This is a genomic window from Pseudomonas sp. AIG (assembly GCF_977020205.1).
In genome coordinates, this window is sequence record NZ_CDROCK010000004.1 from 119,337 (window position 1) to 136,365 (window position 17,029).

17 protein-coding genes are annotated in these 17,029 nt (G+C 59.8%); 9 read left to right on the forward strand and 8 right to left on the reverse strand.

Translation table 11 applies throughout. From position 1 onward, the window contains the following. Positions 1 to 188: 188 nt before the first annotated feature. The 3 genes from ACWR1S_RS04435 to rpoE are packed head-to-tail and all read right to left on the reverse strand — an operon-like array spanning position 189 to position 2,362. The gene (locus ACWR1S_RS04435; protein WP_454562564.1) at positions 189 to 1,154 is read right to left on the reverse strand and encodes a MucB/RseB C-terminal domain-containing protein; all 966 of its coding nucleotides are present in this window, start codon (positions 1,152 to 1,154) and stop codon (positions 189 to 191) included. Positions 1,155 to 1,162: 8 nt separating this feature from the next. Next, positions 1,163 to 1,750: a sigma-E factor negative regulatory protein gene (locus ACWR1S_RS04440; RefSeq protein WP_034153146.1), complete on the reverse strand. Its 588-nt coding sequence runs from the start codon at positions 1,748 to 1,750 to the stop codon at positions 1,163 to 1,165. A 30-nt stretch (positions 1,751 to 1,780) separates the two neighbouring features. Next, positions 1,781 to 2,362 carry an RNA polymerase sigma factor RpoE gene (rpoE, locus tag ACWR1S_RS04445; RefSeq protein ID WP_003172477.1) on the reverse strand — a complete coding sequence of 194 codons (582 nt, stop codon included), beginning with the start codon at positions 2,360 to 2,362 and terminating at the stop codon, positions 1,781 to 1,783. 558 nt (positions 2,363 to 2,920) lie between these two features. On the opposite strand from rpoE, the gene nadB reads away from it, so the two are divergent. Continuing rightward, positions 2,921 to 4,537, forward strand: coding sequence for an L-aspartate oxidase (nadB, locus tag ACWR1S_RS04450; protein ID WP_454562565.1), 1,617 nt, complete (start codon positions 2,921 to 2,923; stop codon positions 4,535 to 4,537). On the opposite strand, the gene ACWR1S_RS04455 is transcribed toward nadB, so the two are convergent. Both ACWR1S_RS04455 and ACWR1S_RS04460 read right to left on the reverse strand, forming a co-directional pair. Next, positions 4,506 to 4,958, reverse strand: coding sequence for a protein YgfX (locus ACWR1S_RS04455; protein WP_454562566.1), 453 nt, complete (start codon positions 4,956 to 4,958; stop codon positions 4,506 to 4,508). The genes nadB and ACWR1S_RS04455 overlap by 32 nt on opposite strands. Continuing rightward, positions 4,942 to 5,196 carry an FAD assembly factor SdhE gene (locus tag ACWR1S_RS04460; RefSeq protein WP_053118052.1) on the reverse strand — a complete coding sequence of 85 codons (255 nt, stop codon included), beginning with the start codon at positions 5,194 to 5,196 and terminating at the stop codon, positions 4,942 to 4,944. Before ACWR1S_RS04460 ends, ACWR1S_RS04455 begins: the two co-directional genes overlap by 17 nt. A gap of 150 nt (positions 5,197 to 5,346) precedes the next feature. Between ACWR1S_RS04460 and ygfZ the strand changes: the two genes are divergently transcribed. Both ygfZ and ACWR1S_RS04470 read left to right on the forward strand, forming a co-directional pair. Then, complete coding sequence (ygfZ, locus tag ACWR1S_RS04465) at positions 5,347 to 6,288, forward strand: CAF17-like 4Fe-4S cluster assembly/insertion protein YgfZ (protein ID WP_454562567.1); 942 nt, start codon at positions 5,347 to 5,349, stop codon at positions 6,286 to 6,288. 35 nt (positions 6,289 to 6,323) lie between these two features. After that, positions 6,324 to 7,145 carry an HDOD domain-containing protein gene (locus ACWR1S_RS04470; protein ID WP_454562568.1) on the forward strand — a complete coding sequence of 274 codons (822 nt, stop codon included), beginning with the start codon at positions 6,324 to 6,326 and terminating at the stop codon, positions 7,143 to 7,145. A 107-nt stretch (positions 7,146 to 7,252) separates the two neighbouring features. On the opposite strand, the gene ACWR1S_RS04475 is transcribed toward ACWR1S_RS04470, so the two are convergent. Further along, positions 7,253 to 8,638, reverse strand: a complete 1,386-nt coding sequence (locus tag ACWR1S_RS04475; RefSeq protein WP_016984705.1) for a sensor histidine kinase — start codon at positions 8,636 to 8,638, stop codon at positions 7,253 to 7,255. Further along, positions 8,631 to 9,302, reverse strand: a complete 672-nt coding sequence (locus ACWR1S_RS04480) for a response regulator (protein ID WP_007898613.1) — start codon at positions 9,300 to 9,302, stop codon at positions 8,631 to 8,633. Before ACWR1S_RS04480 ends, ACWR1S_RS04475 begins: the two co-directional genes overlap by 8 nt. A gap of 236 nt (positions 9,303 to 9,538) precedes the next feature. Here ACWR1S_RS04480 and ACWR1S_RS04485 point away from each other — a divergent pair, with 236 nt between their 5' ends. The 5 genes from ACWR1S_RS04485 to ACWR1S_RS04505 are packed head-to-tail and all read left to right on the forward strand — an operon-like array spanning position 9,539 to position 14,920. After that, positions 9,539 to 10,831, forward strand: a complete 1,293-nt coding sequence (locus tag ACWR1S_RS04485) for an OprD family porin (protein ID WP_007911430.1) — start codon at positions 9,539 to 9,541, stop codon at positions 10,829 to 10,831. Positions 10,832 to 10,884: 53 nt separating this feature from the next. Further along, a complete protein-coding gene (locus ACWR1S_RS04490; protein WP_454562569.1) occupies positions 10,885 to 11,862 on the forward strand; it encodes a Bug family tripartite tricarboxylate transporter substrate binding protein in 978 nt (325 codons plus the stop codon). Positions 11,863 to 11,918: 56 nt separating this feature from the next. Next, positions 11,919 to 12,377, forward strand: a complete 459-nt coding sequence (locus ACWR1S_RS04495) for a tripartite tricarboxylate transporter TctB family protein (protein WP_454562570.1) — start codon at positions 11,919 to 11,921, stop codon at positions 12,375 to 12,377. Between the two features lies 1 nt (position 12,378). Continuing rightward, entirely contained in the window at positions 12,379 to 13,893 is a 1,515-nt protein-coding gene (locus ACWR1S_RS04500) for a tripartite tricarboxylate transporter permease (RefSeq protein ID WP_007911435.1), read from the forward strand. Then, positions 13,886 to 14,920, forward strand: a complete 1,035-nt coding sequence (locus tag ACWR1S_RS04505) for an AbrB family transcriptional regulator (RefSeq protein WP_095119120.1) — start codon at positions 13,886 to 13,888, stop codon at positions 14,918 to 14,920. The genes ACWR1S_RS04500 and ACWR1S_RS04505 overlap by 8 nt, the downstream gene beginning before the upstream one ends. Positions 14,921 to 15,038: 118 nt before the next feature. Here the strand turns inward: ACWR1S_RS04505 and ung are convergent, their stop codons facing one another. Further along, positions 15,039 to 15,731 (reverse strand): uracil-DNA glycosylase, encoded by a 693-nt coding sequence (ung, locus tag ACWR1S_RS04510; protein ID WP_007911441.1) that lies wholly within the window; start codon positions 15,729 to 15,731, stop codon positions 15,039 to 15,041. Between the two features lie 132 nt (positions 15,732 to 15,863). Between ung and ACWR1S_RS04515 the strand changes: the two genes are divergently transcribed. After that, positions 15,864 to 16,976: an enoyl-CoA hydratase/isomerase family protein gene (locus ACWR1S_RS04515; RefSeq protein ID WP_454562571.1), complete on the forward strand. Its 1,113-nt coding sequence runs from the start codon at positions 15,864 to 15,866 to the stop codon at positions 16,974 to 16,976. Positions 16,977 to 17,029: the final 53 nt, after the last annotated feature.

The window sequence follows — 17,029 nt, forward strand, 5'->3', positions numbered from 1 at the left end:
GGGTTAAGCGATATGGAGCAAGGAACACCGGAAACCACCGACCGGCATTTTTGTTCCGGCAAAAACAAACAAGGCCAGAGCCGTGAGGCTCTGACCTATAAAAAATTTTCAGGGTATTTGCAAATGAAAATGCTCAGCAAACATTTCATCTACGTCTCGACGAAGAGGTGCCAACGACTGAAATCAGCTCATTGCTTACTGGTTGCAGTGCCATCGGTATTCCGCATCGACAGAGCAATTCGTTCGGCGGTGCCAATCGGGATCTCGCCCACGACGGTCACCATCATTTCGCCTTCGGGCGTGGTCAGGCGACGGGAAACAGCAACGGTCGGCCCCAGTTGAGTCCGCGTGTCAGTCACAGTCGCGCCGTTCAACGGCTCGAGGAAAACCGAGAAACGCGCCAGACCGTCGTCATACAGCAAGCTGTTGACTTGAGTCTTGGTTTCCGGATCTTTGTGCGAGGTACTGCTGGTCAGTTCGAAACCCGGCGGCAGCCAGTCGGAGTGCCAGACTTGAGCAGTCTTGACCGCTGAAGCCTTGTCGCTGTCCAGCGTAATTGCCTTGCAGTCAGCGTCGGCCTGCAAGTCTTTGTCCGAAGGGACTTCATCAGTATCAAGACTGGTGAACTGGAAGCGCTCGAGCAACTGCCCTTTGTCGTTCAAAAGCAACGATTTCAGCGGCAAGCCCGTCTTCTTGTCCAGATGCAACTCAAAGCCGTAACGATGCTGATCGCGAGGCGTCAGCGATACGATCACTGCATCCCGCCCAGCCACGCGCGATTTGCCGATGACGGCAAGGTCATACCAGTTTTTCAGCTTTTGCGGATCGAGAGGACGAGCGGCTGAGTTGGGAGAATCCCCCAGCCCGGCAATCAGGGTGCCGCTGACGCATTGAGTATGTCCATCAATGCGCACGACTTCCTGCGCCGAACCGTCGAGCTGCAGTAAACGCTCGCGGACCTGGCCATTCTGGACGCGATGCCAGATGTTATGGGTAGAAAAGCTACCGTTACGCTCGTAAACGAATGTGCCGTGAAAGCTTTGCTGCTGCTCGGCCTGGCCCAGACGGCTTAACCAATCCTGGGCCTCATCAGCGTGGGCTGGAACAATGAACCAGCCACTGAGCAGAAGCGAAAGTAGAGGTATGGCGCGCATGATCCTCCTTAACGGTTTTCCAGGCTTGCAGCACGAGCGTATGGCAGCGCGCTTTCAGTGCCTTTCAGTGCAGCCTGCTGAGCGTGCTGACGCAAGTAGCCTGGCAGACGCTGATCGTGCCAGCCTGGTTGACCTTGCAGTACGCCGTTGGCCATAGGACCAGTGGCTTCCGAACTTTCACTATAGCCTGCCAGAACAGCTGGACCTTTGACCTGTGGAGTGGCCAGGGTTGGCTGGTTGGATTGCTGAGCCAGTTCGACACCAGCGATCTCGTCCTGGTTGTACAGGCGAACACCGGCCAGAACGGCAACAGTCACCGAGGCTGCAACAGCCAGACGGCCGAGGTTGCGCCATGGGCTGCGAGATACTTTGGCCGGAGCCGTTTCGTCTTCCAGTGCAGCAGATACTGCCGCAGCGATATCCAGACGCGGAAGCAGCAGATCCTTGTGCATGGCTGCCCGAGCGATCTGGTAACGAGCCCAGGTCTCACGGGTATCAACATCATCCAGTGCATTGAGCACTCGACGCAATTCCAGTTCGTCCGCTTCGTTATCCATCACTGCGGACAGCGATTCCTGCAGGGCTTCACGACTCATGGCGTTCCTCTCTTGGCTGTCGCCGCTGTCTCAGTTTTCCTGCAACAACGGCTGCAGGGCTTTATCGATGGCCTCCCGGGCGCGGAAAATCCGGGAGCGCACGGTACCCACCGGACACTGCATGACGCTCGCAATGTCCTCGTAACTCAGACCATCGAATTCACGCAAAGTTAAAGCCGTACGCAAATCCTCTGGCAGTTGCTGAATGGTTCGATGGACGGTGCCTTCGATCTCATCCCGCAGCAGTGCACGTTCTGGTGACTCGAGATCCTTGAGGCCGTGATCGCCATCGTAGAACTCTGCGTCTTCGGAACTTACATCGCTATCCGGCGGCCGACGGCCGCGTGAAACCAGGTAATTCTTTGCCGTGTTAATGGCAATACGGTACAGCCACGTATAAAACGCACTGTCGCCGCGAAAGTTTCCAAGTGCTCGATACGCCTTGATAAAGGCTTCCTGAGCCACATCCTGGGCTTCATGGGTGTCGTGCACAAAACGCACGATCAACCCGAGAATCTTGTGCTGATACTTCAGCACCAACAGATCGAAAGCTCGCTTGTCGCCGCGTTGAACGCGCTCGACCAGCTGCTGATCCTCTTCCTGGGTTAGCATGAACACTCCTCGATAAGCCCGAAGGAGACTTGCATAACTAAACGACCAGACTTGCAAACATAGACTCGGGCTTTTCGCAAAAGTTCTCCCCCTCCAGGCAAGTTTCCTGCGGGCTCTGATTTGGCACGCACGAAAAACGCAGCTCGGGATAAACCGGCTGCGCGAATAATCTTGTCATCGGTTTCGCCGGCAGGAACCCAACCGCAGATTCCGCACTGAAGCCGACACTGTCCCTTATCTCTGGCACCGACTATTGATCTTGGGCCTTTGGCAAAAGTTCCAATTATTTATAGCCGTCGCCACCCGACACTGGGCAACCCTGTGCAGAAAAAGTCTGTTTCAGCGCCGATACAGTCGCCTTTTCCCCAAACGGGTGAAAAAAACTTCCGACGAAGCACCCGGTTTTTTCCGTCACAGTAGTTTCACAATGCCATATCGGCCCGGCTATTGTGCCGTCCCACCCCTCTATATACTAGTGGGCTGTGTGGCTGTCTTGACTCGCCGATCCAGCTGTCTTGCGCCACCCCCGACCCGGGTCGCTTTGAGCGGAATCCTGTAATGAGCCAACAATTCCAACATGATGTTCTGGTCATAGGCAGCGGTGCTGCCGGTTTGAGTCTCGCGCTGACCCTGCCGGGTCATTTGCGCATTGCTGTATTGAGTAAAGGCGATCTGGCCAACGGTTCGACGTTCTGGGCTCAGGGCGGCGTCGCCGCCGTGCTCGACGACACCGACACTGTCGAATCCCATGTCGATGACACCCTGAACGCGGGTGGCGGACTGTGTCATGAAGACGCCGTGCGCTTCACCGTGGAACACAGCCGCGAAGCCATCCAGTGGCTGATCGACCAAGGCGTGCCCTTCACCCGCGACGACCAGTCCGGTACTGAAGATGGCGGATTCGAATTCCACCTGACCCGCGAAGGCGGCCACAGCCACCGCCGCATCATCCATGCGGCCGATGCCACCGGCGCCGCCATCTTCAAAACCTTGCTCGCCCAGGCCAAAGAGCGTTCGAACATCGAACTGCTGGAGCAGCGGGTTGCCGTCGACCTGATCACTGAACGGCGTCTGGGCATGGAAGGCGAACGCTGCCTCGGCGCCTACGTGCTCAACCGCAAAACCGGCGAAGTCGACACCTACGGTGCGCGTTTCGTGATTCTGGCCTCGGGCGGCGCCGCCAAGGTTTACCTCTACACCAGCAACCCCGACGGCGCCTGCGGTGATGGCATCGCCATGGCCTGGCGCTCCGGCTGCCGGGTGGCGAACCTGGAATTCAACCAGTTCCACCCGACCTGTCTGTATCACCCGCAGGCCAAGAGTTTTCTGATCACCGAAGCCCTGCGCGGTGAAGGTGCGCATTTGAAGCTGCCCAATGGCGAACGCTTCATGTATCGCTTCGACGAGCGCGCCGAACTGGCGCCACGCGATATCGTCGCCCGCGCCATCGACCATGAAATGAAGCGTTTGGGTATCGACTGCGTCTACCTCGACATCAGCCACAAGCCCGAGGCGTTCATTAAAAGTCACTTCCCGACTGTTTATGAGCGTTGCCTGGGTTTCGGCATCGACATCACCAAGCAGCCGATCCCGGTCGTACCGGCCGCGCATTACACCTGCGGCGGCGTGATGGTTGATCAGAATGGCCGCACCGATGTTCCCGGCCTGTATGCCATCGGCGAAACCAGCTTCACCGGCCTGCACGGCGCCAACCGCATGGCCAGCAACTCGCTGCTGGAATGTTTCGTCTATGCGCGCTCGGCCGCAGCCGACATCCTCGCGCAACTGGACGATGTCACCGCGCCAAACGCCCTGCCCGCGTGGGACGCCAGCCAGGTGACCGACTCCGACGAAGACGTGATCATCGCGCACAACTGGGATGAACTGCGGCGGTTCATGTGGGACTACGTCGGCATCGTACGCACCAACAAGCGCCTGCAACGGGCGCAACACCGCGTGCGCCTGCTGCTGGACGAGATCGACGAGTTCTACAGCAACTATAAAGTCAGCCGCGATCTGATCGAGCTGCGCAATCTGGCGCAAGTCGCCGAGTTGATGATCTGCTCAGCCATGGAACGCAAGGAAAGTCGCGGCCTGCACTACACGCTCGACTATCCCGACATGCTGCCCGAAGCGCTCGACACTATTCTGGTGCCGCCCACCTACGTCGGCTGAACTTGAGCCGTACTCGCAGGCGTCGGTGCAAATCCGCCGCCTGCGAGTCCCTTGGTACGCAGATCGATCTGACCCGCCATTCCCCGCGCAGACGAAAACGCAACACCACGATCAACGGCAGCGCGAGGCTGTCCGGCCTCAATTGCACGGCTTGCCAGCCATCCGCCTGATTCCACAACTGCCAGCCATCGGCGTCCCGGCGCAATCCGCGAAACGCCCGACGGTGATTCAGCAGAATCTGCCGAGGCAACACCCAAAACCCGTGAAGCAGACAGCCAAAAGCGCCGAGCAGACTGGCCCAGAGTGGAATAGAGAGCAGAAACAGAGCGCCCAGCGCGAATGCCTGGGCCAACAGATAAGCCGCCAGCAACTGCCGTGAGGCATGCCAGCGGCATTCGAACGTGTTACTTGGGCTGGACACGGTCCAGGATCATGCGAACCATGCGCTGCAATTCCGGATCTTCAGACTCGCTGCGCTCCATGAACCAGCCGAACATGTCCTGATCCTCGCACGTCAGCAGACGCACATACAGATCGCGATCCACCTGGTTCAACGTCGCGTAGACCTCCTTCACGAACGGCACCAGCAACACGTCAAGCTCAAGCATGCCGCGACGGCTGTGCCAAAAGAGGCGATTCAGTTCAACTTGTTCGACCATGGAGCCCTCCTCAAATTTGGCGGCAAGTATACAGCCCCGAGGCGGCCCGCACAGTCGGCTTTGGTCGGGCACCACCGATCCTTTATCAACTACCCATTTCACCGACGCACCCTTATGATGTGCCCCAGTCTATTTACCCTGCGATGACCCATGGCCGATTCTGCTTTTTTCTGCACCCTGTCTCATGAAGGCGTTCTCGCGGTTCGCGGCGCGGATGCCGGAAAATTCCTGCAAGGCCAGTTGACCTGCAACCTCAATTACCTCAGCGACAACCGCGCCAGCCTCGGCGCCCGCTGCACGCAGAAAGGCCGGATGCAGTCGAGTTTCCGCATTCTGCTCGAAGGTGACGGCGTGGTTCTGGCAATGGCCAGCGAACTGCTGGAGCCGCAACTGGCGGACCTGAAAAAGTACGCGGTGTTCTCCAAATCGAAACTGACCGACGAAAGCGCCGCCTGGGTGCGCTTCGGCCTCGCGCATGGCGACGACGCCTTGTGCAGCCTCGGTCTGAGTCTGCCGGCCGACACTGACAGCGTCGTGCGCAGCGAAGGCCTGATCGCGATTCGCGTCTCGGCCGATCGCGCCGAGCTCTGGGCACCGGCCGATCAGGCTGACGCGATCAAAGCCAAACTGTCCGCAGCCCTGCCTGAAGCCGAGCTGAATCAATGGCTGCTGGGCCAGATCCGCGCCGGTATCGGCCAGGTCATGCCGAGCACCCGCGAGCTGTTTATCCCGCAGATGCTTAACCTGCAAGCCGTCGGCGGCGTGAGTTTCAAGAAAGGCTGCTACACCGGCCAGGAAATCGTTGCGCGCATGCAGTACCTCGGCAAACTCAAGCGTCGTTTGTATCGCCTGAGCCTGGACACTGCTGATTTGCCAGAGCCTGGCACACAACTGTTTGCGCCAAGCCACAACAGCGCCATCGGCGAAGTGGTGCTGGCCGCCAAGGCCGGGCAAAACATTGAACTCCTGGCGGTGCTGCAGGCCGAAGCTGCCGAAGCCGGTGATTTGCATCTGGGCACCCTCGAAGGTCCCGCGCTGCATCTGCTCGACCTGCCTTACGAACTGGATCGCGACCGCGAAATCCAGCGCTGATCGCAGCATTTGTTGCAACACCCTAGAGAGTTTAAATGAGCGAACTGGCGGAAAAAGTCCAACAGGATTTGGTTGAGGCCATCGATAACGATGACCTGGTTCTGCCCACGTTGCCGGAAGTGGCCCTGCAGATTCGCAAGGCCGCTGAAGACCCGGAAATCAGCGTCAGCGACCTGAGCAAAGTGATCGGCCGTGACACCGCGCTGTCGGCGCGCCTGATCAAAGTGGTCAATAGCCCGCTGCTGCGCGCCGCGCAGGAAGTCACCGACCTGCACACGGCCATCACCCGGTTGGGCATCAACTACAGCAGCAACCTGGCGATCGGTCTGGTGATGGAGCAGATCTTCCACGCCCGCTCCGAGGTGGTCGAACAGAAGATGCGCGAAGTCTGGCGCAAGAGCCTGGAAATTGCCGGGGTCAGTTACGCGCTGTGTCGTCGCTACACGCAGCTCAAACCCGATCAGGCAGCGCTCGGTGGGCTCGTGCATCAGATCGGCGTGCTGCCGATTCTGACTTACGCCGAAGATCACTACGAGCTACTGTCAGACCCGGTCAGCCTCAACCATGTGATCGATCACATTCATCCGTTGCTGGGCGACAAATTGCTGCGCGTCTGGGAGTTCCCGGAACGACTGGTAGAGTTACCGGGGCGCTATCAGGACTTCAAGCGCGACTCGACAGCCATTGATTACGTCGATCTGGTGCAAGTGGCGAGCCTGTATTGCCACAAGGACACTGATCATCCGTTTGCGCGGATTGATCCAATGAGCGTGCCGGCGTTCAGAAAGCTTGGGATTGATCCTGAGAACAAAGCGCTGTGTGAAGATCTGGAAGAGTCGCGGACGATGTTTTACTGATCCGAGACCTTATTGTGGCCATCGCGAGCAGGCTCACTCCTACAGGGGAATGCATTCCAAATGTAGGAGTGAGCCTGCTCGCGATGGGGCCAGCAAAACCACCACAATCACCCGGCAATAAAACTGACCCGCACCTTCAACCCCGCCTGCTCGCCATCATGCAGACTGATCTGGGCCAGATGCGCCCGGCAGATCTCACCGACAATCGCCAATCCCAGCCCCGAACCCGCCACCTGCTGATTACGCCGGTAGAACCGCTCGAACACCCGATCGCGCTCTTCCAGCGGAATCCCCGGCCCATCATCTTCAACTTCCAGCACCGCCGGCGCCGTCACCCGCAAAATCACATTGCCGCCCGGTGGCGTGTGCGCCAGCGCGTTGTCGACCAGATTGCTCAGCAACTCATTGAGCAGCGTCGGCTCACCGCGCAACCACACCGGCTCGTCCGCCTCCAGCGCCAATGCCACACCACGCTTGTGCGCCAACGGCGCCATGGCCATGCCCAGTTCCCGGGCCAACTGACTCAAATCGAGCAACTGTGCACCCCCCTCGGCAATCGCCCGCGCACCGTTTTCGACACGCGCCAGCGACAGCAACTGATTGGCCAGATGGGTCAGGCGATCAGTGCTTTGCGCCGAGGATTCCAATGTCGTGCGCCACGTCTCGGGTTCGTTCGAGCGCAGGCCCAGTTCAAGCCGCGCCTTCAGCGCGGCCAAGGGCGTGCGCAGTTCATGGGCCGCGTCGGCGATGAACTGCGCCTGCCGTTCAAACTGCCCGCGCAGGCGCTCGGTAAAATGGTTAAGCCCGCGCACCAACGGCCACAGTTCATGCTGCACTTCAACCAATGGCAGCGGCCGCAAGTCGTCGGGCTGCCGCTCTTCCACTGCTGTGCGCAAACGCTCCAGTGGGCGCAACGCGGCACTGACCGCAAACCAGACCAGCAACAACGCGCCAATCGCCAACATACCCAATCGCAGCAAGGTATCGGCTGCCAGACTGCGCGCCATGCTCACCCGCGCTTCGTCAGTTTCGGCCACGCGGATTTCTGCCATGCCGTTCATGTTCGGTTCGGTCACTGCTTTCAGCAGGCTGACCACACGCACGTTCTGTCCTTTGTAGGTGGCGTTGTAGAAACGCGCCAACGCTGGATAACTGTCCGTGCGCGGCGTCCCCGGCGGCGGGCCGGGGAGGTTTTCGTAGCCGGAAATCAGTTTCTGATGGATGTCATTGACCTGATAGTAAATCCGCCCGGCACTGTCATAAGCGAAAGTATCGAGTGCCACGTAAGGCACATCGGCGCTCAATGTGCCGTCACGTTGCGACAGGCCCGCCGCGATGGTCCGCGCCGAGGCCAGCAACGTGCGGTCGTACGCGGTGTCTGCCGCTTCGCGACCATTCCAGTAAGCGCTCAAGCCACTGGCGAGCATCAACACCACCAGCAGCAATGCGAGGTTCCACAGCAAGCGCCAGCGCAGGCTGCTGGGCTTATGCATCGCGGCTTTCCAGCAGATACCCCAGACCACGGAACGTCACGATCGCCACCGGTTGGCCATCGAGTTTCTTGCGCAAGCGATGCACGTAGATTTCGATGGCGTCGGGGCTGGCTTCTTCGTCGAGGCCGAACACCTGCGCGGCCAATTGTTCCTTGCTCATCACCCGCCCCGGCCGGGCGATCAGCGCTTCCAGTACGGCTTGCTCGCGGGACGTCAACGTCAGTAACTCTTCGCCAAGGGTGAAGCGCCGGGTGTCGAGGTCGTAGGCCAGCACGCCACAACGCTGCTGGCGCTCGCCGCCGAGCACACTGCGGCGCAGCAAGGCTTTGACCCGAGCTTCCAGTTCAGTCAGTTCGAACGGTTTGGCGAGGTAATCGTCGGCGCCCAGATTGAGACCATGGACGCGATCCTTCACATCGCTGCGCGCGGTCAACATCAGCACCGGCAGGTTTTTGCCGCGTGCGCGCAACCGCGCCAGCACCTCAAAACCGTCCATGCGCGGCAAACCGACATCGAGGATCGCCACAGCGTATTCCTCGCTGCTCAAGGCCAGATCGGCGGCCACGCCATCGTGCAACACATCCACGGTCAGACCGGTGCTCTTGAGCGCCTGAGCGACACTTTCGGCCAGTTGCAGATGGTCTTCGACGAGCAGGACACGCATGGATTTTTACCTCGTTCAGGGATGGCCAACGCCACGCTTTGCCGCGGAGTTTACAGCCGCAACCGCCGCTGTGAAGCCCGAAAACCTTGAAAGTCTGCTGAAAGGTTAGCGAAAGGTTAGCTCGTTACAGTCGGCCCACGGACAGTTCCGACTGCCGTCGCTGATGCCACACAGCGCAACGAAAAACGCCTCGAAGCGTTTTCGACCAATAAGAACAATAAACGGAGTACACCCGCATGCCGTCCATGCAGCCTCAGGCATCCACGCCTGTTCGCCCTTCCCGTTTCAGCCACACCGCCCTCGTCAGTGCCGCCGCCCTTGCCGGTTTTTCGCCATTGAGTTTTGCCGACTTCATCGAAGACAGCAGCGCCACCTTCGAAACCCGCAACATGTATTTCAACCGCGACTTTCGCGATGGCACCAGTGCTCAACAGTCCAAGCGTGACGAATGGGCTCAGGGCTTCATGCTCAATCTGCAATCGGGTTACACCGACGGCACCGTGGGGTTCGGTGTCGATGCTTTAGGCATGCTTGGGGTCAAACTCGATTCGAGCCCGGACCGCACCGGTACTGGCCTGCTGCCGACCCACGATGACGGGCGCGCGGCGGATGAGTACTCGAAAGTCGGCCTGACCGGCAAAGTAAAAATTTCCGCCACCGAGCTGAAAATCGGCAGCCTGATTCCCGAACTGCCGATCCTCAAGCCCAACGACGGGCGCATTCTGCCGCAGACCTTTGAAGGTGGTTTGCTGACCTCCAAAGAGATCAAGAACCTGACCTTCACCGGCGGTCGCCTGGAGAAAGCCAAGGATCGCGACAGCACCGATTTCGAGGACATCGCCCTCAACAACAAGAACAGCCGTTTCGCTGGCACCGCGGCCGGCAAGCACTTTGATTTTGGCGGCGTGGATTACAAGTTCACCGACAAGATCACCGGCAGTTACCACTTCGCCCAACTTGACGAAGTCTACAACCAGCACTTCTTCGGCCTCGTTGCCTCGCGGCCGATGGGCCCCGGCACGTTTGCCACTGACCTGCGTTTCGCCGTCAGTGATGATCAGGGCGCGGCCCGTGGCGGCGAGATCGACAACCGCTCGCTCAACGGTCTGGTCAGCTATGCGCTGAGCGGTCACAAGTTCAGCGCCGGTTATCAGCACATGTCTGGCGACAGCGCCTTCCCTTATGTCGATGGCAGCGACCCGTACCTGGTCAACTTCGTGCAGATCAACGATTTCGCCGGTGCTGAAGAGCGCTCCTGGCAGGCTCGTTACGACTTTGACTTCGCCAAGCTCGGCATTCCTGGCCTGAGTTTCATGAGCCGTTACCTGAGCGGTGACAACATCAAGCTCAAGAACGGCGAAGAAGGCAAAGAGTGGGAGCGCAACACCGAGATCAAATATGTAGTACAAAGCGGCGCCTTGAAGGATGTCGCCGTGCGTTTGCGTAATGCCACTTACCGTTCCAACTACTCGGCTCGCGATGCAGACGAAGTGCGTTTGCTGGTGAGCTACAGCGTTGCACTTTGGTAAATGCCCGTCAGTGAAAAACACGTCGAATAACAACAATGCCCGTGGAGAATCGAATGAACCTGTCACTGCGTAAAGTTGCACTGGCCGCCAGTTGCATCCTGTTTGCCGGCCAACTGATAGCCGAACCGAAACGTCCGGAATGTATCGCCCCGGCCTCGCCCGGCGGCGGTTTCGACCTGACCTGCAAACTGGTGCAGAGCGCACTGGTCAACCAGAAATTGCTGAGCAAACCGATGCGCGTCACCTACATGCCCGGTGGCGTCGGCGCGGTGGCGTACAACGCCGTGGTCGCGCAGCGTCCGGCCGATGCTGGCACGCTGGTAGCGTGGTCGAGTGGCTCGCTGTTGAACCTGGCGCAGGGCAAGTTTGGTCGCTTCGATGAAACCAACGTGCGCTGGTTGGCGGCGGTCGGTACCAGCTACGGCGCCATCGCGGTGAAAAGCGATTCGCCCTACAAGACCCTCGACGATCTCGTGCAGGCACTGAAGAAAGATCCAAGCTCGGTGGTGATCGGTTCCGGTGGCACGGTTGGCAGCCAGGACTGGATGCAAACTGCGCTGATCGCCAAGGCTGCCGGGATCAACCCGCGCGACTTGCGTTACGTCGCCCTCGAAGGCGGCGGTGAAATCGCTACCGCCCTGCTCGGCGGCCACATCCAGGTCGGCAGCACCGACATCTCCGACTCCATGCCGCACATCCAGAGCGGTGACATGCGTCTGCTCGCGGTGTTCGCCGACAAGCGTCTCGACGAGCCGGAAATGAAAGACATCCCGACCGCTCGTGAGCAAGGCTACGACATCGTCTGGCCAGTGGTGCGCGGCTTCTACCTGGGGCCAAAAGTCAGCGACGAAGACTACGCCTGGTGGAAAGACTCGTTCGACAAACTGCTGGCCTCCGACGAGTTCGCCAAGCTGCGCGATCAGCGTGAACTGTTCCCGTTCGCCATGACTGGCCCGGAACTCGACACCTACGTGAAGAAGCAAGTCGCGGACTACAAAGTGCTGGCCAAAGAGTTCGGCCTGATCCAGTGATCGCCTCTGTCTAGCGGCTGCGTTCCCGGTTGCGGGGACGCGGCACAGGAGCTCCCATGCTTATTCAACGCATTTTCGCCTCGGTGCTGTTGCTGGTCTGTGTCGGCCTGGCACTGATGGCGTGGCCGTACCAAGCGGCTTTTTCCTACGAACCGGTGGGCCCACGCGCCTTCCCGCTGCTGATGCTCGGCCTGATGGGCTTGGCGCTGCTGTACATGGTGTTTCGCCCGGCGCCGATCAAACACAGTGAAGACGAGCCGCCACTGGATCGCGAAACCCTGACCAAAATCGCCATTTGCGTCGCACTGTTGTTGGTGTTCGCCGGACTGTTCGAACCGCTGGGTTTCATCCTCAGCAGCATCCTCATCGGCATTCCGATGGCGCGCCTGTATGGCGGTCGCTGGATGCCGAGCATCGTGGTGACCACGCTGATGGCCATCGGTCTGTACCTGCTGTTCGACCGTGTGATGGACGTTCCGCTGCCCCTTGGCCTGCTCGACGTGCTGGAGAACTGATATGGATACCCTCGGTTATTTGGGTCAAGGCTTCGGCGTCGCGCTGAGCCCGTACAACCTGGTCACGGCCCTGACCGGCACACTGATCGGCACCGTCGTCGGCCTGCTCCCGGGCCTTGGTCCGATCAACGGTGTGGCACTGCTGATCCCGATTGCTTTTGCGCTCGGCCTGCCGCCGGAGTCGGCGTTGATTTTGCTCGCGGCGGTGTATCTGGGCTGCGAATACGGCGGGCGGATCAGCTCGATCCTGCTGAACATTCCGGGCGAAGCATCGACCGTAATGACCACCCTCGACGGTTATCCGATGGCCCGTAAAGGTCTGGCCGGTGTCGCGCTGTCGTTGTCGGCGTGGAGTTCGTTTATCGGTGCGTTTATCGCCACCTGCGGCATGGTCCTGTTCGCGCCGCTGCTGGCGAAATGGGCGATTGCCTTCGGCCCGGCGGAATACTTCGTGCTGATGGTGTTTGCGATTGTCTGCCTCGGCGGCATGGCCGGTGATCGACCGTTGAAGACGTTTATCGCGGCGTTGATCGGCCTGTTCCTGTCGAGCGTCGGCATTGACGCAAACAGCGGCGTTTACCGCTTTACCGGCGACAACATCCACCTGACTGATGGCATTCAATTCGTTGTGCTGGTGCTGGGTCTGTTCTCGGTCAGTGAGATTTTGTTGCTGCTGGAGAAAACCCATCGCGGTCAGGAAGCGGTGAAAGCCACCGGGCGGATGATGTTCAACTTCAAGGAAGCGTCGTCGGTGTTCGTAGTGAACATCCGTTGCGGCCTGCTCGGTTTCATCATGGGCGTGTTGCCAGGTGCCGGTGCAACGCTGGCCAGTGCCGTAGCCTACATGACCGAAAAACGCATCGCCGGTGCCAGCGGCAAATTCGGTCAGGGTGATGCTCGTGGTCTTGCCGCGCCAGAAACTGCCATCGGTGCTTCCGCGTGTGGTGCTTTGGTGCCGATGCTGACGCTGGGCGTTCCAGGTTCGGGCACCACGGCGGTGATGATCGGCGCGCTGTCGCTGTACAACATCACCCCGGGGCCGCTGCTGTTCCAGCAACAACCGGACATCGTCTGGGGCCTGATCGCCTCGTTGTTCATCGCCAACATCATGCTGGTGATCCTCAACATTCCGATGATCCGCATCTTCACCCGCATCCTCGCCGTGCCGAACTGGGCACTGGTACCAGTGATCGCGATCATCACCGGGATCGGCGTCTACGCGGTGCACGCCACCACGTTCGACCTGTTCCTGATGGTCGGCATCGGCATCTTCGGTTACATCCTGCGCAAGCTCGACTTCCCGTTGTCGCCGGTGTTGCTGGGCTTCATTCTCGGCGGCTTGATGGAGCAGAACCTGCGCCGTGCCCTGTCGATTTCCAACGGTGCGCTGGAGATCCTCTGGTCGAGCCCGATCACCTTCGGTGTCTGGGTGCTGACCGCGATCATGCTGCTGATGCCGCTGCTGCGCATCTGGCGCAAACGTTCGGTCGCGCGTCGCGCCATTGCCGATGTTTGATCGCGCCTCACTGAAATCCTGGTGGGGAACCCCGCTGGTCGGTCTGCTCGGCGGCTACCTCGCCAGCCAGATCGGCTGGCCACTGCCGTGGATGGTCGGCTCGTTGCTGGCGATCATCCTCGTGCGCTGCCTGACCCCGTGGCAACTCACCGAAATCCCTGGCGGCCGCAAGTGCGGCCAGTGGATCGTCGGCATCGGCATCGGCCTGCACTTCACCCCGGTGGTGATGGAGCAGGTGCTCAGTCATTTCGGTTTGATCTTCTTCGGCGCGCTGGTCACCAGTGTCTCGGCGGTGGTCGGTGTTTGGTTGATGCGCCGCACCGGTGAGGATCGCGCCACGGCGTTTTTCTCGAGCATGCCCGGCGGGTCCGGGGAGATGGTCAACCTCGGCGCGCGTAACGGCGCGATGCTTAGCCACGTTGCGGCGGGGCAGAGTTTACGGGTGTTGGTGGTGGTCTTGTGTGTGCCGGCGGCGTTCAAGTATCTGCTGGGCGACGGCAATCCGATTTCCCACGCTGGCAGCGTCGATTGGCGCTGGCTGGCGATACTGTTTCCGGCGGGCGGTCTGCTCGCTTGGCTTTGGCAGCGTTTGCGTCAACCCAATCCATGGCTGTTCGGGCCGTTGCTGGTGAGTGCGGCGGTGAGCATTGGCTGGGATCTGCACATTGGTTTGCCCAACGGTGGCAGTCAGATTGGTCAGTGGTTGATTGGTAGCGGTTTGGGTTGTCACTTCAACCGGCAGTTCTTCCGCCGCGCGCCTTCATTCATGGGGCGGACGTTGATCGGCACGGCGTTGACCATGTTGATCGCGACGTTGGCGGCGTTGGGCTTGAGTGCGCTGACCCATCTGGATCTGCGTTCGCTGACCTTGGGCATGATGCCCGGCGGGATTGCCGAGATGAGCCTGACGGCGGAGACGCTGCAATTGTCGGTGCCGCTGGTGACGGCGATGCAGGTGATGCGGTTGCTGTTTGTGCTGTTTCTGGCGGAGCCGTTGTTCAAGTACTGGAATCGTAATCCCGAGTAAGCCTGCAAGACCGAGCTGCCTTCTTCGCGAGCAAGCTCGCTCCCACATTGGTCATGTGAACGCCGCAAAACCAATGTGGGAGCGAGCTTGCTCGCGAAGGGGCCGGCTCGGTCACCCATCAAATCGGCGGCAAACGCCACTCGATCGGCGTCTCGCCATTCTGCTCGAGAAACTTGTTGGTCCGGCTGAAGTGTCCACAACCCAAGAACCCGCGATATGCCGACAATGGTGACGGATGCACCGACGTCAGCACCAGATGCTTGGTCGCGTCGATCAGCTTCTGCTTGCTCTGCGCGTGCGCCCCCCAGAGCATGAACACCAGGTGCGGCTGGCGCTCGCTGACCAGTTCAATAATCCGATCAGTAAAAAACTGCCAGCCCTTGTCCTTGTGCGCATTGGCGTTGGCGCGCTCGACGGTCATGGTGGTGTTGATCATCAACACGCCCTGATCGGCCCAGCTCTGCAGGTAACCGTGATTGGGAATGTCGATGTTCAGGTCGCGCTTCAACTCTTTATAGATGTTGACCAGCGACGGCGGCGCCGGTACGCCCGGTTGCACCGAGAAGCACAAGCCGTGGGCCTGGCCCGGGCCGTGATAAGGGTCCTGGCCGAGGATCACCACCTTCACTTTATCCAGCGGCGTCGAGTTCAAAGCATTGAAAATCATCGGCCCCGGCGGATAGATTTCCTTGCCGGCCGCCCGCTCCTGCTGCAGAAACTGGCGCAACTCTGCCATGTAAGGCTGGTCGAATTCAGCACGCAGTGCCTCCTTCCAGCTCGGTTCGAGTTTGATACGGTCGTCAGCAGTCATGGTCATACCCGGCAAAAACATTGGGGCGAACCCTAGGAAAGCCGACCACGCTTGTCAATTGATCTGACGCAGATCCGGCACTTTCCCCCACAACGATCATACTGATCGCTCAAATTCCCGATCGAGGTCACGATGAATCTGCACTTCGAAGAACTCACCGGCACCGACGGCGCCCGCATCGGTATCGCTAGCCTGGATGCTGAAAAATCGCTGAACGCGCTGTCCCTGCCGATGATCAACGCCCTCAGCGACAAACTGAACGCCTGGGCCAAGGATGAACAAATCGTCTGTGTGCTGCTGCGCGGCAACGGCGCCAAAGCGTTCTGCGCCGGCGGTGAGGTACGCAGCCTGGTCGAGGCCTGTCGCGCCCATCCTGGCGAAGTACCACCGCTGGCCGCGCAGTTTTTCAGCACGGAATATCGCCTGGATTACAGCCTGCACACCTATCCGAAACCGTTGATCTGCTGGGGCCATGGTTATGTGCTCGGTGGCGGTATGGGTTTACTGCAAGGCGCGAGCACACGGATCGTCACGCCAAGCAGCCGTTTGGCCATGCCGGAAATCACCATTGGCCTGTATCCGGACGTCGGCGCCAGTTGGTTTCTCGCCCGGCTGCCGGGCAAACTTGGTTTGTTTCTGGGCCTGACCGGCGCACACATGAATGGTCGTGACGCGATCGATCTGGATCTGGCCGACCGCTTCCTGCTCGACGAACAACAGCCGCAACTGATCGAAGGTCTGCTGCAACTGAATTGGCAGGAACAGACCGACGTGCAACTCAACAGCCTGCTCAAGGCTTTGCAACAGGAAGCCGTGGCGCAGATGCCCGAGGCGCAGTGGCTGCCGCGTCGACAGCAGATCGATGAACTGCTCGACGTCAGCGACGTGACCTGCGCCTGGAAAGCCATCAGCCTGCAACGCGACAGCAGCGATCCGTTGATCGCCCGCGCGGCGAAAACCATGAGCGAAGGCTCGCCGCTGACCGCGCATCTGGTCTGGGAACAGATCATTCGCGCCCGGCATATGTCGCTGGCCGAAGTTTTTCAGATGGAATACACCTTGAGCCTCAATTGCTGCCGGCATCCGGAATTCAGCGAAGGGGTTCGCGCGCGGTTGATCGACAAGGATCAGAAGCCGCACTGGCACTGGCCGGATATCAACAATGTGCCGGATGCGGTGGTTGAGGCGCACTTTCACAAGGTTTGGGAGGGCCGACATCCGTTGGCGGATCTGACGCAGTATTGAACTGACGCGATGCTCGCGATGACGACTGGATTCCCATCGCGAGCTGGCTCAAT

What these genes read in the sequence shown, in the direction of transcription:
- ygfZ (WP_454562567.1), top strand. Translation starts at nt 5,347, where the DNA reads ATGGCCGATTCTGCTTTTTTCTGCACCCTGTCTCATGAAGGCGTTCTC.
- ACWR1S_RS04500 (WP_007911435.1), top strand. Translation starts at nt 12,379, where the DNA reads ATGGATACCCTCGGTTATTTGGGTCAAGGCTTCGGCGTCGCGCTGAGC.
- ACWR1S_RS04495 (WP_454562570.1), top strand. Translation starts at nt 11,919, where the DNA reads ATGCTTATTCAACGCATTTTCGCCTCGGTGCTGTTGCTGGTCTGTGTC.
- rpoE (WP_003172477.1), bottom strand. Translation starts at nt 2,362, where the DNA reads ATGCTAACCCAGGAAGAGGATCAGCAGCTGGTCGAGCGCGTTCAACGC.
- ACWR1S_RS04515 (WP_454562571.1), top strand. Translation starts at nt 15,864, where the DNA reads ATGAATCTGCACTTCGAAGAACTCACCGGCACCGACGGCGCCCGCATC.
- ACWR1S_RS04490 (WP_454562569.1), top strand. Translation starts at nt 10,885, where the DNA reads ATGAACCTGTCACTGCGTAAAGTTGCACTGGCCGCCAGTTGCATCCTG.
- ACWR1S_RS04480 (WP_007898613.1), bottom strand. Translation starts at nt 9,302, where the DNA reads ATGCGTGTCCTGCTCGTCGAAGACCATCTGCAACTGGCCGAAAGTGTC.
- ACWR1S_RS04475 (WP_016984705.1), bottom strand. Translation starts at nt 8,638, where the DNA reads ATGCATAAGCCCAGCAGCCTGCGCTGGCGCTTGCTGTGGAACCTCGCA.
- ung (WP_007911441.1), bottom strand. Translation starts at nt 15,731, where the DNA reads ATGACTGCTGACGACCGTATCAAACTCGAACCGAGCTGGAAGGAGGCA.
- nadB (WP_454562565.1), top strand. Translation starts at nt 2,921, where the DNA reads ATGAGCCAACAATTCCAACATGATGTTCTGGTCATAGGCAGCGGTGCT.
- ACWR1S_RS04505 (WP_095119120.1), top strand. Translation starts at nt 13,886, where the DNA reads ATGTTTGATCGCGCCTCACTGAAATCCTGGTGGGGAACCCCGCTGGTC.
- ACWR1S_RS04485 (WP_007911430.1), top strand. Translation starts at nt 9,539, where the DNA reads ATGCCGTCCATGCAGCCTCAGGCATCCACGCCTGTTCGCCCTTCCCGT.
- ACWR1S_RS04435 (WP_454562564.1), bottom strand. Translation starts at nt 1,154, where the DNA reads ATGCGCGCCATACCTCTACTTTCGCTTCTGCTCAGTGGCTGGTTCATT.
- ACWR1S_RS04460 (WP_053118052.1), bottom strand. Translation starts at nt 5,196, where the DNA reads ATGGTCGAACAAGTTGAACTGAATCGCCTCTTTTGGCACAGCCGTCGC.
- ACWR1S_RS04440 (WP_034153146.1), bottom strand. Translation starts at nt 1,750, where the DNA reads ATGAGTCGTGAAGCCCTGCAGGAATCGCTGTCCGCAGTGATGGATAAC.
- ACWR1S_RS04470 (WP_454562568.1), top strand. Translation starts at nt 6,324, where the DNA reads ATGAGCGAACTGGCGGAAAAAGTCCAACAGGATTTGGTTGAGGCCATC.